This window comes from Nocardia abscessus, assembly GCF_015477775.1.
In the GTDB taxonomy this organism is placed as follows: Bacteria; Actinomycetota; Actinomycetes; order Mycobacteriales; family Mycobacteriaceae; genus Nocardia; species Nocardia abscessus_A.
This window is the reverse complement of record NZ_JADLQO010000017.1, coordinates 68,371-83,974: the sequence shown is the minus strand read 5'-3', so window position 1 is coordinate 83,974 and position 15,604 is coordinate 68,371. Positions and strand designations below refer to the sequence as shown.

Sequence of the window (15,604 nt, the reverse complement as noted above, 5' to 3'; positions counted from 1 at the left end):
CGGTTCCGGGTCAGGACGCGTGGGTGCTGTTGGGCCTGCGGCCCTTGGTGACGGTGCCTTCGCGGCGCCCCGGCGGCTTCGCGCGGTACATCGCCAGGTCCGCGTCGTGCAGCACGGCTTCCGGGCTGCGCCGGTCGCCGACGCCGAGTTCGGTGACGCCGATCGAGGCGTTCACCTCGATCCGGTGGCCGCGCGCGATGATCGGCTCGGCCATGGTGGAGCGCAGCCTGCTCACCAGCGCTTCGATGTCGACGCGGCGGGTGCGCCCGGACAGCAGCACCAGGAATTCGTCGCCGCCGAGCCTGCCGACGATGTCGTCGCCGCGCAGTGCGCGCTGTAGCCGCTGGGCGACGATCTGCAGCACGGTGTCGCCGATGGCGTGCCCCAGGGTGTCGTTGATCGCCTTGAACCCGTCGAGATCGATGAACAGCACGGTGGACACCGGCAGCAGTTCCTCGGTGCTGGCCAGTGCGGCGGCCAGCTGGGACAGGATCAGCGAGCGGTTGGCCAGCCCGGTGAGCGAGTCGTGCGTGGCCTGGTACTCCAGTTGTCGCCTGCTGGCGCGGAATTCGGTGATGTCGGCGAAGGAGGACACCGCGGACGAGCGCGGGTCGCCGGGATTGAGCAGGCGGCTGCTGCCCGACAACCAGCGGCGCTGGCCGTCCACCCGGTCTACGCCGAAGATGTAGCCGGTGATGGTCTCGCCCGTGGCCAGCGTGCGCGCCACGGGATGGCGGCTCGGCGGCAGCGGTTGGGCGTTGGCGTCCAGCAGCACCAGCGGCAGCGACTGGATGGTGCGGCCGATGACCTGCCCGTCGGGGCCCTCGGTCCCGAAGATGCGCTTGGCCGCCGGATTCATCGACTCGATCCGGCCCTCCGGATCGATCACCACGACGCCCTCCTCCAACTGGGAGACGACGGTGGTGAAGTAGTGCTCGGCTCTGCGCTGCGCGGCCTCGGCGTGGCGCTGGGCGGTGAGGTCGTGGATCACCACCTGGTAGGCGAGGCGGTCGTGCCAGGCGGTCAGCACCGACACCGTCTCCACGGGGACGGTGCCGCCGTCCACCCGCATCAGCGTCATCTCGGCGGGGATCGAGGCCGCGCCCGCGGTGGTGAGGGTGGCGATGCGGTCGAGCATCGCGGGGACGGACGCGGGGTGGACGAAGTCGGTCAGCGGGCGGCCGACGATCTCGTCGGCGTTCTCGGCGGCGAGCAGGCGGACGGTCGCCGGGTTGACGTAGACGACCAGGCCGCGCTCGTGCACGCAGATCCCGTCCGGGGTGTGTTCGACCAGTGAGCGGTAGCGCGCAGCCAGCTGTTCGGCGGCGTCGACCGCGGCGGCTAGCTTGTCGTCACCCACTCGAACCCCCGATCATCGACCCAATTATGGCCATTGGAACACGGGATTATTCTGGTATCGACGTGTACAAGATCACATCGTCCACGGTATTGCTTCGATCACAGTACCGGCACGTTCTCGGGCCGGATCCGGGGATCATTGGGGCACCGGTTTCTGCGTCGAGATAGGGCAGACCGCTCGGTCGGCCCGGGGAGCCGGCGAAGGAGCGATACATGCCGGGTGCCGACCCGAACACCGCCGCGCGATCGCGATTGGATCCGCAGCGGCAGCGAGATCATATGACCATCGCCGGGATCGGCGCGATCACCGGTTACGGATGGGGACGTGAGCGGCTGTGGGACGGCTTGCTCAGCGGCAAGTCGGCGGCGGCGCTGCAATCCGGTTACGGGCCGGGCCGCGACGAGGACGCGTGGGTGTCGCTGGTGCCGGAGGGCGGGGACCCCGAACTGCACACGAGCCGTTACGGGCGCGCCGTGCACGAGGCCGCACGGGAAGCCGTCGCCGACGCCGAGGATCGCGGCTGGCGGCCCGGCCGCACCGTCGGCTTGCTACACGCCATCGTGCTCGGCGACGTGGTGGACTGGCGCGAGTTCTACCTCGCCGACGGGGGCTACCGCCGGTCCAGGGATTACCTGCGGCTGCTGCCGTCCACGCCGGTGTCGATGCTGATGCAGGAGTTCGGCTTCCACGGTCCGGCCATGAACGTCTCCGCCGCGTGCAGTTCGGCCAACGTCGCGCTGCTCACCGCGAAGCTCTGGCTGGACGCGGGTATGGCCGACGACGTGATCTTCGTCGCGACCGACCTGTCCGCCACCCCGGAGATGCTCGAACACTTCGTCCGGCTCGGCGCCGCGGTGGCAGACGCCGAACCGCTGGACGCGTGCAGGCCCTTCCAGGAGGGCAGCCGCGGGTTCAGCATGGGCGAGGCGTCGGTGGCGTTCGTCCTCACCCGTGCGGCCGAGCGGCCCTACGCCGCGGTACTCGGCGGCGCCATGTCCAACGACGCCTACCACGTGGTCTCGGTGGACCCGACCCACGAGCAGATCCTCGACTGCGTCCGGCGCGCGCTGGACGACGCCGGGGTCGCCGCCGCGGACGTGGGTTACTTCAACGCGCACGGCACCGGAACGCGGCAGTGCGATGCGGCCGAACACCATCTGCTGGAGCACCTGTTCGCCGACCGCCCGCACATCTACGCGCTGAAGCCGCTGGCGGGTCACTGCCAAGGTGCGGCGGCCGCCGTCGAGGTGGCGGCCGCCGCCCTGGGCTACGACCGCGGCATCGTGCCCGCCGCGCCGATCGTCGCCCCCGCGCATCCGCGGCTGCTGGACGGTCCCGCGACGTTCGAGGGCGGTATCACCGCGAAGCTCTCCCTCGGCATGGGCGGCAACAACTCCGTCGTGGTGCTCGGGGCCGCCTGAGGGTCGCGAGACCGAATGACCGCCGCCGCCCGGAGGTTCGGATTTCGATGATCCCGAATCGCACCTACCACAGTCCTTTTCGCCGCAGGGGACTTTCGGCCCTGTTCGCCGCACCGGCGCGGTGCTGGCATGGGAGTGGGAACGGATCGATCTGGAAGGCGGGGCATTACAGATGGTCACCTCGGAGCTGCGATTCGCGGCGGAACAATGGACGACGGCCGCGGACCCGGAAGTAGCGGTCACCACGTGCGGAGACGTGGGCGCCATCGACGTGACGCGGGCGGTGCGAGCCGTCGGTCGCGTCCTGCGCAGGCATCATCTCGACGCGCCCGCCCGGGTGCGTCTCACCGCACCGCCCGATGTGGAGCGGCCCACGGTGGTGCAGGTCGAGGTGCGCAACCGGGACGTCGTCACCCGGGTTCAGGTCACCGGGCCACGCGGCTTCGCCGTGACCTTCGCCGCCGAGCGCTTGGACCGCAGGCTGGCCCGCCTGACCGCGGGACAACCGCGGACCTGGCCGGATCCGGCCCGCCCCCCGCTGGCCTGGGCCGGCGAGCCGCGTCCGATCGTCCGCCGCAAGCAGGTCACCCTGTCCACCTGCACGCCCGCCGATGCGGTCGCGGTCCTGGACGCGATGGACTACGAGGCCCATCTGTTCACCGACGCCGACACCGGCGAGGACGCGGTGGTGCACTGGGCGGCGCCGGGCGTGCGACTCATCCGCCGGCGCGCGACCTATCCGCCGATCTGGTCACCGGAAATGGTCCACCGCACCCCGTCGATCGTCGTAGACGCCGAACCGGCGGCGTGCCTGGACTCGGCCGAAGCGGCGAACATGTTGTGCCGCAAGGGGTTGCCGTTCCTGTTCTGCACCGACCCGGACAGCGGGCGTGGCGGGCTGCTGTACCGGCGGCACGACGGCGATCTGGCCCTGGTGGCGTCCGTCTGATCGTCAGGCCAGCGGCGCGGACCAGTGCACCCTGGTGCCGCCGTGCTCGGCCGGTCGCACCGTGCAGTGGCCGTCGGACATGGTCGCGCGCTGCGCGAGGTTGGCCAGTCCGCTCGGCACCACCTCCGCGGGCATGCCCTTGCCGTTGTCCTCGACGAGAACGGTCAGCTCGTCGTCGACGGTGATCTCGACGGCGAGCCGGTTCCCGCCGGAATGGCGCACCGCGTTGCTCACCGATTCGCGCACCACGGCTTCCGCGTGGTCGGCGAGCGCGTCGCCCACGACCGACAGCGGTCCGGAGAATCGCACGCTGGCCCGGAACGCGCCATCGGCGGTCTGCTGGCGGATCGCGTCCTCGAGCCGCCGCCGCAGCGGGTCGCCGCCGTGCAGGTCGAAGATCGATGTGCGGATCTCCTGCACGACCTCCTGCAGGCCATCCATCTCCGCCGAAAGTCGTTGCCGCACTTCCGGATCGTCGGTGCGGGCCGCGGTGGCCCGCAGCCCGAGCCCGACCGCGAACAGCCGTTGCACGACATGGTCGTGCAGATCGCGCGCGATGCGGTCGCGGTCGGCGAGGACGTCGAGCTCACGCATCCTGCGCTGGGTCTCGGCCAGTTGCATGGCCAGCGCCGCCTGATCGGTGAACGCGGCGGTCAGCTCGATCAGTTCGCCGGAATACGGGGCACAACCGGGCGGGCGGACGATGATCAGCACACCCAGCACGAGATCCGCGGTCTGCAACGGCAGCACCAGCGCGGGCCCCGCCGAGCCGACCGGAGCGCCGAGATCGACCGCTCCGGCGTCGGTCACCTGCACCGGCGCACGCTCGGTGAACGCCGTGCCGGTGGCGGTGCCGGGGATACGCACCCGCTCCGGACCCGGGCCGGGACCGAACCATTGCGCCACAACGAGTTCGGTGGCCTCGTCGGGCGGCGTCGCGGGCGCGACCACGGCCAGCAACGCCTGCTGCGAGCCGGTCAGCGCGCGGGCGCGCGCGACCACCTGCGCGAGCACCAGGTCCGGCGCCGTGCCCGCGAGGAACTCGGTCGCGATGTCCCGGGTGGCTTCGATCCACGCCTGCCTGGTCCGCGCGGATTCGTACAGTCTGGCGTTCTCGATGGCGATGCCCGCCGCGGCGGCCAGCGCCAGCACGACGGCCTCGTCGTCGTCGGTGAACGGTTGCCCGCCCGCCTTCTCGGTGAGGTAGAGATTGCCGAAGATCTCCTCGCCGATCCGCACCGGGACGCCGAGGAAACTGCCCATCGGCGGGTGGTTGGGCGGAAACCCGACGGATGCGGGATGTTTCGACAGATCGTCCAGCCGGATCGGTTCCGGGTGCAGGAACAGCAGTCCGAGGACGCCTTGTCCCTCGGGAGACCGGCCGATATGGGCGGTCGTCGTGTCCTCGATCCCCTGGAAGATGAATTCGACCAGTTGATGATCGTGTCCGCGGACGCCGAGCGCGCCGTAGCGGGCGTCGACCAGGCGGGTGGCCGCGCGCACGAGGGCGCGCAGGGTGTCGAGCACCGTCGACGTGAGGGCGGGAGTGACGTCCGTCATGAAGAAGCCGGGGAGGCCGGTGAGATGCGCACAGCGGGCTCAGTCTAGTCGGCAGCCGGTGCGCACGCGGCGAAGTCGACCGACCGAGGTCGGCCGCTGGACGAATTCCCGGCAGCGCTGTGCCGATGCCCGGACCGCGACGGCGGTACTCGGCAGGTTCTTCCGCACACGAGCGGGAGCGTGACCTCGAGCACTCGCCGCCGAGGCGGGCCTCGGACAACTGCCCTCCACCCGCAACCCGGGATCGACCGTTGCCGCGGTCATCGGCCTCAGCCGCGCGGTCGCGGCGGCGGAACGGCGGGCGGCGAGGGGAATGACGAGGACCGTCCCGCTGTTGACCAGGGGCGCCGGGAGGGCGATGCTACGGGGGCGTCCTTGCCAGTTTCCCCGGCTCGATCCGTAACGTCCGGCCGCCGGGTTCCCGCCATTCGTCGAGGTGACGGGCGGTCCGCGAAACTTGTCGGTGCCCATGCCTAGCATGGCGGCCGGGGGTATGTCTGGACGCCGAACACGAAGGAGAAGGGACGACCTGTGGCGGAACGCCTCACTGTGCGCGGAGCTCGGGAGCACAACCTCAAGGGTGTCGATCTCGACTTGCCCCGCGACAGCCTCATCGTGTTCACCGGTCTGTCCGGCTCCGGAAAGTCGAGCCTGGCCTTCGACACGATCTTCGCGGAGGGGCAGCGGCGCTATGTCGAATCGCTGTCCGCGTACGCGCGGCAGTTCCTCGGCCAGATGGACAAGCCCGACGTCGACTTCATCGAGGGTCTCTCGCCCGCGGTGTCCATCGACCAGAAGTCGACCAACCGCAATCCGCGCTCGACCGTGGGCACCATCACCGAGGTCTACGACTACCTGCGGCTGCTCTACGCGCGGGCCGGCACGCCGCACTGCCCGGTGTGCGGCGAGCTGATCGCCAAGCAGACGCCGCAGCAGATCGTCGACCAGGTGCTGGCGATGGAGGAGGGCATCCGCTTCCAGGTGCTCGCTCCGGTGGTGCGCACTCGCAAGGGCGAGTTCGTCGACCTGTTCGACCAGTTGAACACCCAGGGCTACTCCCGCGTGCGGGTCGACGGCGTGGTGTATCCGCTCACCGATCCGCCGAAGCTGAAGAAGCAGGAGAAGCACGACGTCGAGGTGGTGGTCGACCGGCTGGCGGTGAAGCCGAATTCCAAGCAGCGCCTGACCGATTCGATCGAGACCGCGCTGCGGCTCGCCGACGGCATCGTGGTGCTCGACTTCGTCGATCGCGACGAGCACGCGCACGACCGGGAGCGCCGCTTCTCCGAGCGCCTCGCCTGCCCCAACGGTCACCCGCTGGACATCGAGGACCTGGAGCCGCGCTCGTTCTCGTTCAACTCGCCCTACGGCGCGTGCCCGGACTGCACCGGCCTGGGCATCCGCAAGGAGGTCGACCCGGAACTGGTGGTGCCCGACCCGGCGCTGAGCCTGAACGACGGCGCCATCGCGCCGTGGTCGCGTGGCCAGACCGCCGAGTACTTCACCAGGCTGCTGTCCGGTCTCGCCGATGCCATCGGCTTCTCCATGGACACCCCGTGGCAGGATCTGCCGCCGAAGGCGCGCAAGGCGGTGCTGGAGGGCAGCGCCGACCAGGTGCACGTGTCCTACACCAACCGCTACGGGCGCAAGCGCTCGTACTACGCGGACTTCGAGGGCGTGATGCCGTTCCTGCAGCGGCGCATGGAGAGCACCGAGTCCGAGCAGATGAAAGAGCACTACGACGGGTACATGCGCGACATCCCGTGCCCGGTGTGCAACGGCGCCCGGCTGCGCCCGGAGATCCTCGCCGTCACCATCGCCGCCGCGGGCGACAAGAAGTCCATCGCCGACGTCAGTGACCTGTCCATCGGCGAGTGCTCGGCGTTCCTGAACTCGCTCACCCTGGGGGAGCGCGAGGCGGCGATCGCCGGGCAGGTGCTCAAGGAGGTGCAGGCACGGCTCGGCTTCCTGCTCGACGTCGGTCTGGAGTACCTGACGCTGTCGCGCGCGGCGGCCACGCTCTCCGGCGGTGAGGCGCAACGGATCCGGCTCGCCACCCAGATCGGCTCCGGGCTGGTCGGCGTGCTGTACGTGCTCGACGAACCGTCGATCGGCCTGCACCAGCGGGACAATCGCAGGCTCATCGAGACCCTCACGCGGCTGCGCAATCTCGGCAACACGCTGATCGTGGTCGAGCACGACGAGGACACCATCCGCGCCTCGGACTGGGTGGTCGACATCGGCCCGTACGCCGGCGAGCACGGCGGCACCGTTGTGCACAGCGGGCCCTACGAAGAGCTGCTCATCGACCCGAACTCGCTGACCGGAGCGTATCTGTCCGGCCGGGAGCGGATCGAGGTGCCGCTGGTGCGCCGCCCGGTCGGCAAGAAGCGGCAGCTCACCGTGGTGGGGGCGAGCGAGCACAACCTCAGGGGGATCGACGTCGCGTTCCCGCTCGGCGTGCTCACCTCGGTGACGGGCGTCTCCGGCTCGGGCAAATCGACGCTGGTGAACGACATCCTGGCGACGGTGCTGGCGAACCGGCTCAACGGCGCGCGGCAGGTGCCCGGCAGGCACACCCGGGTCAACGGGCTCGATCACCTGGACAAACTGGTGCAGGTGGATCAGTCGCCGATCGGTCGGACGCCACGGTCCAACCCGGCCACCTACACCGGCGTCTTCGACAAGATCCGCACGTTGTTCGCGGCCACCACCGAGGCGAAGGTGCGCGGATACCAGCCGGGCCGGTTCTCGTTCAACGTCAAGGGCGGGCGGTGCGAAGCCTGCTCCGGTGACGGCACGCTCAAGATCGAGATGAACTTCCTGCCGGACGTCTACGTCCCGTGCGAGGTCTGCCACGGCGCCCGCTACAACCGGGAAACCCTCGAGGTGCACTACAAGGGCAAGACCATCGCCGAGGTGCTGGACATGTCCATCGAGGAGGCCGCCGAGTTCTTCCAACCGGTCACCTCGATCCACCGCTACCTCAAGACCCTGGTGGACGTCGGGCTCGGTTACGTGCGCCTCGGTCAGAGCGCTCCCACCCTCTCCGGTGGCGAGGCGCAGCGGGTGAAGCTGGCCGCTGAGCTGCAGAAGCGGTCCACCGGCCGCACCGTGTACATCCTCGACGAGCCGACCACCGGTCTGCACTTCGAGGACATCCGCAAACTGCTCAACGTCATCAACGGCTTGGTGGACAAGGGCAACACGGTGATCGTCATCGAGCACAACCTGGACGTCATCAAGACCTCCGACTGGGTGATCGACATGGGCCCGGAAGGCGGCTCCGGCGGCGGCACGGTCGTCGCCGAGGGCACGCCGGAGGAGATCGCGGCCGTCGAGGACAGCTACACCGGCCAGTTCCTGAAAGAGGTGCTGGACGCGCGGCCCGCGCCGCAGAGCGCCGCGAAGAAGGCCGCGGCGAAGAAGGCTCCGGCGAAGAAAGCGGCAGCGAAGGCGACCAAGCGGGTGGCGAAGAAGACGGCACCGGTCGGCTGACCATCGCGCGGCGCGGCCCGGATCGCACGGGCCGCGCCGCTTCGGTCAGCGGTTGGCGATGGTGTGGATCAGTTCGGCCAGTTCCTTCGGCTTGGACCACATCGGCCAGTGCCCCGTGGGCAGGTCGACGTATTCGGCGTCGATGCGGGCCAGTTCGGCGAAGATCGCCGCTTCACCGTTGTCGCGCAGCTTCTTGACCAGCTCGGCGGTCATGCTGCTGCAGATCACGGTGGTGGGGACGGCCAGCCGCGCGGCCGAATCGCTCAATCGCAGCGGCGCGCCCGCGACGGACGCCGGCTCCGAGACGGCCCGGTCGCGGAAGCGCGCCAAGGCGGTCTCGTCCAAGCCCGCCAGGCTGCTGCCCTCGGCCTCCAGTTCGGACCAGTCCGGCAGGTTCCATTCGCGCACGGCGGCGTCCAGCGCGGAGTTGATGACGAACCCGTTCGGCAGCGGCGCGCTGTCGACGTAGATCGCCCGGCGGAACAGGTCGGGCGCACGGTCGATGGCGAGATAGGCGGGCGCCGCACCACCGGAGTGCGCGACGAGCACGACGGTCTCGCCCGCGGGCACCGCGCCGATGATGGCCTCGGCCTGGGACTCCAGAGTGGCCGACAACCGATCGGGGTCGGTCGCCTCCAGACCGGGCAGCGTGAGCGCCAGCACCTCGTTGCCCCGCCGGCGCAGATCGGGCGCGACTTCGTCCCACGCCCATGCACCGAGCCAGAATCCGGGAGCGAGAAGAATCCGAGAAGCCATGGACTCAACTGTGCCCTACCCGTTGGGATATTTCCTAAACATCGTTGTCCCCATAGGTATTTCGCCCATAAATTTCCGGCCGCGCTTCGAAATCCTGGATGGATCGGGTAGAGGGCGCTGGAATGGGCCGAGGGCTTCAGCGCACGGCCCGTGGTCCGCTTCCTGGGTCAGTAGACCGGGCCGGTGTACTTCTCGCCCGGGCCCTTGCCCGGCTCGTCGGGATGGGCGGAGGACTCGCGGAAGGCGCGCTGCAGCGACTGCAATCCCTCGCGGATCGGTCCGGCGTGCGGGCCCAGGTATTCCACGGACGCCGTGACGAGACCGGCCAGCGCGGTGATCACGCGGCGCGCCTCGTCCAGATCGCGGCGCGGGCTGGCGTCCGGGTCCTCGTCGGCCAGGCCGAGCTTTTCCGCCGCCGAGCTCATCAGCATGACGGCGGCGCGGCTGATCACCTCCACCGCGGGGATGTCGGCCAGTTCGCGTACGGAGGCGTCGAGCTCGTCGGTCATGCCTTCAGGCTAGCGACGCCGCGCGCAGCATCCGGAGGTGGCCGATCTCCGTGACGTTTTTCATCAGCTCCGCGTTCACCCACCCCGCCATGTGCGCGATGGTCAGCCCGGCGTCGGCGGGCCACGGGTAGGCACTGGGGCGGTCCAGGTCGGACTCGGCGAGCCCGTCCAGTACGCGCACCCACTCGGTGTGCAGGTCGTGCAGGCAGGCGATGGTCGCCGCGCCGTCACCGGGCCAGTGCACGTCCTCCCGCGCGGGCGGGGTGAGTCCCTCGGCGTGGTCGATGGCCGAGCCCCACCACCAGCCGATGTGCCAGGTGAGCCAGGCGATCGTGGGCACGGGCACCGGGTCGGGCTCGGTGTCGGCCCAGTCCGGTCGCCACACGCCCTCGGAATCGGGATGTACCGTCCAGGTGAGTTCGGCGGGTTCCCAGAGGAAGTCCTCCGGCGTGAGCGCCTCGAGATGGATTCCGGCCAGCGACCAGGTCAGGTCGAGCTGCCAGCGCAGCAGGTCACGGCATGGTGTGCGCACCGGGGGAGCGTGGCACGCGGTGTGCGGCCCGGCAAGGGATTTTCGGGCCGATTCGGCGATAGCCGAACGGAATGTTAGACTTTCCGCTGACGACCGCCCCGGGCTTGCCTCGGGGCTGATAAGTGGAGCCCGACTCCCACCGCTGCCGCCGAGTCATCGTACGGCCAGCGGTCCGGTCACCCGCCCCGCGAGGGTGGGTTTCTCGTGCCGAGTTCTCGTGAAGAACCGGATACGAGAGTCGACCCGAGTGCGCTCGTGTCGGCGATCGGTCGACATCGGGCCCTGTGTGCGGAATATCGCACCGGGGCCTTCGTGTTGAACAGGGGTTGCAGTTATTGCGCGCGGTCGTCTGACGACACCGCTTGACCTAGGAGGCCCCATCAGCACTGAGACCCGCATCAACGATCGCATCCGTGTTCCCGAGGTTCGGCTCATCGGACCTGGCGGCGAGCAGGTTGGGATCGTGCGTGTTGAAGATGCACTACGCGTCGCCCTCGAAGCCGACCTCGATCTGGTCGAGGTGGCACCCGATGCCCGTCCGCCGGTCTGCAAGATCATGGACTACGGCAAGTTCAAGTACGAGACGGCGCAGAAGGCGCGCGAGTCTCGGAAGAACCAGCAGCAGACGGTGATCAAGGAGCAGAAGCTCCGCCCGAAGATCGACGACCACGACTACGAGACCAAGAAGCGCAACGTCGTTCGCTTCCTCGAGGCCGGGTCCAAGGTCAAGGTGACGATCATGTTCCGCGGACGCGAGCAGTCCCGGCCCGAACTCGGCTTCCGGCTGCTGCAGCGGCTGGCGTCCGACGTCGCCGAGCTCGGCTTCGTGGAAACCTCGGCCAAGCAGGACGGTCGCAACATGACCATGGTCCTCGCCCCGCACAAGGGCGCGAAGACCCGCGTGAAGGCGCAGCAGGAGTCGGCCCCGCGTCCGGCGCCCAGCGCCGCACCGGCCGGTCAGCCCGCCGCGGAGCAGGCCGAGACGGCCGGCCCGCAGTAACACCGATCAGAACACCGGCGGTCCCGGAGGACCGCCGGGACGACAGATAGAGGAATCCATGCCGAAGATGAAGACCCACAGCGGCGCCTCGAAGCGATTCAAGGTGTCCGGCAAAGGCAAGCTGCTTCGCCAGCAGGCGAACCGTCGCCACCTGTTCGAGCACAAGCCCACCCGCCGGACTCGCCGTCTGGACGGTGTGGAAGTAGTCGCGCCCGCCGACGTCCGTCGCGTGAAGAAGCTGCTCGGTATCTGATCGCGCCCGCGCGCAGACCGAACGGCACCCCGCGACCGGAGCACCTCCGTCGCCTCCCGACCCATTTCCCGGGCGCTGCCCCGCGCCCCCAGATCGAACAGGACTGACCAGTGGCACGCGTCAAAAGGGCCGTCAACGCTCAGAAGAAGCGCCGTTCCATCCTTGAGGCCTCCAAGGGTTACCGCGGCCAGCGCTCGCGGCTGTACCGCAAGGCCAAGGAACAGCAGCTGCACTCGCTCACCTACGCCTACCGGGACCGCCGGGCGCGCAAGGGTGACTTCCGCAAGCTGTGGATCGCGCGCATCAACGCCGCCGCGCGCATCAACGACATCACCTACAACCGCTTCATCCAGGGCCTGAAGGCCGCCGGTGTGGAGGTGGACCGCAAGATCCTCGCCGAGCTCGCGGTGTCGGACGCCGAGGCGTTCGCCGGTCTCGTCGCGGTCGCCAAGGCCGCCCTGCCGCAGGATGTCAACGCGCCGGCTGCCTGAGTCGCATCCGTTGGCACACGGACAACTTTCGGAACGGCCCGTGGAAGCGCTCAGCGAGCGCAATCCACGGGTCGTTTCCGCTGTGAAGCTGCAGCGCAGCGCACAGCGCCGCAAAGCGGGACGATTTCTCGCCGAGGGCGCCAACGCGGTCGCGGCGGCGCTGGAGACCGGGCGCGTCCACGAGCTGTTCTACTCGAAGGCCGCCGCCGAACGCGACCACGCGCTGATCGCGGGGGCCGCGGCCACGGGGATCCGCACCACGCTGGTCAGTGATCGCGCGGCACAGCACCTCGGGGAAACCGTCACGGCCCCGGGATTGGTCGCGGTCTGCGATCTGCTCGACGTGCCCTTGGCTCACATCCTCGACGTTCAGCCGCGGATGCTGGCCGTTCCGGTCGAGATGGCCGAGCCGGGCAACGCGGGAATGCTCGTACGGGTGGCCGATTCCGTGGGCGCGGACGGTGTGGTGCTGGCGGGCGACACCGTCGATCCGCACAACGGCAAGTGCGTGCGGGCCAGCGCGGGCAGCATCTTCCACGTGCCGATCGCCCGGCACCGCGACGTCGCCGAGACGCTCGATTCGATCGCCGCGGCGGGCATCACCATCCTGGCGACGGCGGCGAACGGCGAAGTCGACCTCGACGACGCCGACGGATTGTTCACCGCCCCCGTCGCCTGGCTGTTCGGCAACGAGGCGCACGGCTTGGATCCCGCTGTCGCGCGCCGCGCCGACCATCGCATCCGCATCCCCATCCGCGGCCGCGCCGAGAGCCTGAATCTGGCCACTGCCGCCGCGATCTGCCTCTACGCCAACTCGCGCGTTCGCTATGGTGTTTGATTTCCAGCGCCTGCGGCGCTGGATGTCCGCGGCCCCCTATGGCTCGCCGCGAACGGCGCATGCTCGGTCTCGCTGCGCTCGAAACCCTGGGGCTGAGGTGTGCTGGGCGCGGGTGGACGGGTAGTTGTGGTTCGCCAAGGGGAGTGACGGCCCGCTTGGACGCGGCGGACCGGGGAAGCTCGGTCATGCTTCGCTCGGGAGGCGGGTTCGGCTGGTATGGGTGCAACCGCGGTGGGAAATGGCGCTTTCGCGGAGCGATCCCGGATCGTCAATCGCCCTGCGTGCTCAGGTTCTGGAGAATCTCGTCCGCCCATGCCGCGGGCACCGCGTCCGGTCCCGCCACCTGCATCGCGCTCATGACGGTGAGCAGCATCCCGGTGGAAAGGAAGCGCCGCGCCTCGGTTTCCGGCGTTCCGGTGAGTTCCCGGATCAGGTGGTAGATCCCGCCGAATCGGGCCCTGACCTGGTCGCCGATCGCAGGGTCCGCGCTGGCGGCGAAGCCGTGCAGCAGCAGCTGGAGCAGTTCTCGTTCGGCGAGGAAGACCGAATAGCCGTTGCCGAGCGCGGCCAGGGCTTCCTCGGGGCCCGCATCGGGCGCGGCCTCGGTACGGGCGGTACGGAAAATCTCCTCGATCCGGTCGCACACGCGGTGCAAGGCCGCACGGAACAGGTTCTGCTTGGTACCGAACAGCCGAATCACGTACGGCTGTGACACACCCGCGCGCCGGGCGATCTCGTCGGTCCGGGTGGCGGCGTATCCGGATTCGGCGAACGCGGACACCGCCGCGCGAAGTACCTGCTCGCCTCGCTCGCCGGCAGTCATTCTGGTCCTGGTCGCCATCGTGCTCCGTTTTCGCTGGTTCCTGGTCTGTCTTGACATGTTATCAGTCGATGCATACTGTTCTGGACATTAGTTATCAGTCGATTACAACAAGGACTGGATATGACCGAGACCCTTCCACTCGCCACGGCGCCTGTCGTGCCGCCCGCGACCACGATCGGCGGTCGCAGGCTCGCCGCCGTACTGGCCGCGGTCGGTACCCCGATGTTCATGGTCACGCTGGACAACCTCGTGGTGACGAACGCGCTGCCGGTGATCCGCACCGAGCTGGGCGCTTCGCTGGCCGACCTGCAGTGGTTCGTCAACGCCTACACGCTGTCGTTCGCCTCGCTGCTGCTCACCGCGTCCGCGATCGGTGACCGGCTCGGCAGGCGCCGGATCTTCCTGCTCGGCATTGCCCTGTTCACACTGGCGTCCGCGGCATGCGCACTCGCGGCCGGACCTGGCATGCTGATCGCGGCGCGGGCGGTGCAGGGCTTCGGCGCGGCCGCCGTGATGCCGCTGTCGCTGACCCTGTTGTCCGCGGCCGTCTCGGAACGGATGCGCAACGCGGCCATCGGGATCTGGGGCGGCATCGCCGGGCTCGGCGTCGCGCTCGGCCCGCTGGTCGGTGGCGCGGTGGTCGAGGGGCTGAGCTGGCAGTGGATCTTCTGGCTCAACGTGCCGCTCGGGTTGGTCGTGCTGCCGTTCGCCGCGCGGGTGCTCGCCGAATCGCACGGCCGCAGCCGCCGCCTCGACCCGGCCGGGCTGCTGCTGTCGGCGGGCGGCGTGCTCGCGATCGTGTGGGGCGTCATCCACGGCGCCGACGACGGCTGGACTTCGGCGAGCGTGCTGTCCGCGCTGGTCGGCGGCGCCGTGCTGCTGGTCGCGCTGGTCGTCTGGGAACTGCGGGTGCCCGAGCCGATGCTGCCGCTGCGGTTGTTCCGTTCCCGGGCGTTCAGCGTGAGCAACGTGGTCGGCTTCGCCTTCTCGGTCGGCGTGTTCGGTTCGATCTTCCTGCTCGCGCAGTATTTCCAGGTGGTGCAGGGTTACAGCCCGCTGGAATCGGGCGTGCGCACCATGCCGTGGACCATGGCGCCGATGGTGGTCGCGCCGATCGCGGGTCTGCTGGTCGATCGGGTGGGTGCGCGCACGTTGATCACCACCGGTCAGGTGCTGCTGGCCGCCGCGCTGGCCTGGATGGCCGCGATCACCACGGTAGAGGTCGACTACGGCGCGTACGTCGCACCGTTCCTGCTCGCGGGCGTCGGCATGGGACTGACCTTCGCGCCCGCCTCGACCATCGTGATGGCCAGCGCGACGGCGGAGGACCAGGCCATGGCCTCGGGTACCAACAACACGGTCCGCGAGGTGGGCGTCGCGATGGGCGTGGCGGTGCTGGCCTCGGTGTTCGCCGGCTCGGGTTCCTACCTGGGGCCGCAGAGCTTCGTGGACGGCCTGGTGCCCGCGGTGTGGGTCGGCGCGGCGATCGTCGCGGCGGGCGCGCTGACCTCGCTGCTGTTGCCGAGGCGGGTCACGGCCGCGAACTGACCCGATCCGTGCGCCTCTCGCTGTGCTCCGGCACGGGGAGGGGCGCATTTGTGCATGTGCGGCGAC

The 15,604-nt window shown here is 69.5% G+C and carries 14 protein-coding genes; 8 read left to right on the top strand and 6 right to left on the bottom strand.

The features are described from left to right. Positions 1–10: 10 nt before the first annotated feature. Entirely contained in the window at positions 11–1,360 is a 1,350-nt protein-coding gene (locus IU450_RS32100; RefSeq protein ID WP_195153461.1) for a diguanylate cyclase domain-containing protein, read from the bottom strand. Between the two features lie 278 nt (positions 1,361–1,638). On the opposite strand from IU450_RS32100, the gene IU450_RS32095 reads away from it, so the two are divergent. After that, positions 1,639–2,781, top strand: coding sequence for a beta-ketoacyl synthase N-terminal-like domain-containing protein (locus IU450_RS32095; protein WP_195153572.1), 1,143 nt, complete (start codon positions 1,639–1,641; stop codon positions 2,779–2,781). A gap of 121 nt (positions 2,782–2,902) precedes the next feature. Continuing rightward, positions 2,903–3,730 carry a sigma 54 modulation/S30EA ribosomal C-terminal domain-containing protein gene (locus IU450_RS32090; RefSeq protein WP_324197901.1) on the top strand — a complete coding sequence of 276 codons (828 nt, stop codon included), beginning with the start codon at positions 2,903–2,905 and terminating at the stop codon, positions 3,728–3,730. 3 nt (positions 3,731–3,733) lie between these two features. Here IU450_RS32090 and IU450_RS32085 read toward each other — a convergent pair whose 3' ends face one another. Next, complete coding sequence (locus IU450_RS32085; protein WP_195153460.1) at positions 3,734–5,290, bottom strand: GAF domain-containing protein; 1,557 nt, start codon at positions 5,288–5,290, stop codon at positions 3,734–3,736. 531 nt (positions 5,291–5,821) lie between these two features. Between IU450_RS32085 and uvrA the strand changes: the two genes are divergently transcribed. Further along, positions 5,822–8,788 carry an excinuclease ABC subunit UvrA gene (uvrA, locus tag IU450_RS32080; protein WP_195153459.1) on the top strand — a complete coding sequence of 989 codons (2,967 nt, stop codon included), beginning with the start codon at positions 5,822–5,824 and terminating at the stop codon, positions 8,786–8,788. A 45-nt stretch (positions 8,789–8,833) separates the two neighbouring features. On the opposite strand, the gene IU450_RS32075 is transcribed toward uvrA, so the two are convergent. From IU450_RS32075 to IU450_RS32065, 3 genes are all read right to left on the bottom strand, one after another. Continuing rightward, positions 8,834–9,544 (bottom strand): alpha/beta fold hydrolase, encoded by a 711-nt coding sequence (locus IU450_RS32075; RefSeq protein WP_195153458.1) that lies wholly within the window; start codon positions 9,542–9,544, stop codon positions 8,834–8,836. Positions 9,545–9,711: 167 nt separating this feature from the next. After that, positions 9,712–10,053, bottom strand: coding sequence for a DUF1844 domain-containing protein (locus IU450_RS32070; RefSeq protein ID WP_195153457.1), 342 nt, complete (start codon positions 10,051–10,053; stop codon positions 9,712–9,714). 4 nt (positions 10,054–10,057) lie between these two features. Further along, positions 10,058–10,585 carry a DinB family protein gene (locus IU450_RS32065; protein ID WP_195153456.1) on the bottom strand — a complete coding sequence of 176 codons (528 nt, stop codon included), beginning with the start codon at positions 10,583–10,585 and terminating at the stop codon, positions 10,058–10,060. A gap of 334 nt (positions 10,586–10,919) precedes the next feature. On the opposite strand from IU450_RS32065, the gene infC reads away from it, so the two are divergent. The 4 genes from infC (at position 10,920) to IU450_RS32045 (ending at position 13,167) form a co-directional block, all read left to right on the top strand. Then, positions 10,920–11,585 carry a translation initiation factor IF-3 gene (gene infC / locus IU450_RS32060; protein WP_416382929.1) on the top strand — a complete coding sequence of 222 codons (666 nt, stop codon included), beginning with the start codon at positions 10,920–10,922 and terminating at the stop codon, positions 11,583–11,585. Between the two features lie 58 nt (positions 11,586–11,643). Beyond that, on the top strand, positions 11,644–11,838 hold the full coding sequence (rpmI, locus tag IU450_RS32055; protein ID WP_043689645.1) for a 50S ribosomal protein L35: 195 nt from the start codon (positions 11,644–11,646) through the stop codon (positions 11,836–11,838). 110 nt (positions 11,839–11,948) lie between these two features. Further along, entirely contained in the window at positions 11,949–12,329 is a 381-nt protein-coding gene (gene rplT / locus IU450_RS32050; RefSeq protein ID WP_039797323.1) for a 50S ribosomal protein L20, read from the top strand. Positions 12,330–12,369: 40 nt separating this feature from the next. Then, positions 12,370–13,167 carry a TrmH family RNA methyltransferase gene (locus IU450_RS32045; RefSeq protein WP_195153455.1) on the top strand — a complete coding sequence of 266 codons (798 nt, stop codon included), beginning with the start codon at positions 12,370–12,372 and terminating at the stop codon, positions 13,165–13,167. A 268-nt stretch (positions 13,168–13,435) separates the two neighbouring features. On the opposite strand, the gene IU450_RS32040 is transcribed toward IU450_RS32045, so the two are convergent. Beyond that, complete coding sequence (locus tag IU450_RS32040; protein WP_195153454.1) at positions 13,436–13,990, bottom strand: TetR/AcrR family transcriptional regulator; 555 nt, start codon at positions 13,988–13,990, stop codon at positions 13,436–13,438. Positions 13,991–14,110: 120 nt separating this feature from the next. Between IU450_RS32040 and IU450_RS32035 the strand changes: the two genes are divergently transcribed. Next, entirely contained in the window at positions 14,111–15,538 is a 1,428-nt protein-coding gene (locus IU450_RS32035; protein WP_195153453.1) for a DHA2 family efflux MFS transporter permease subunit, read from the top strand. Positions 15,539–15,604 lie beyond the last annotated feature (66 nt).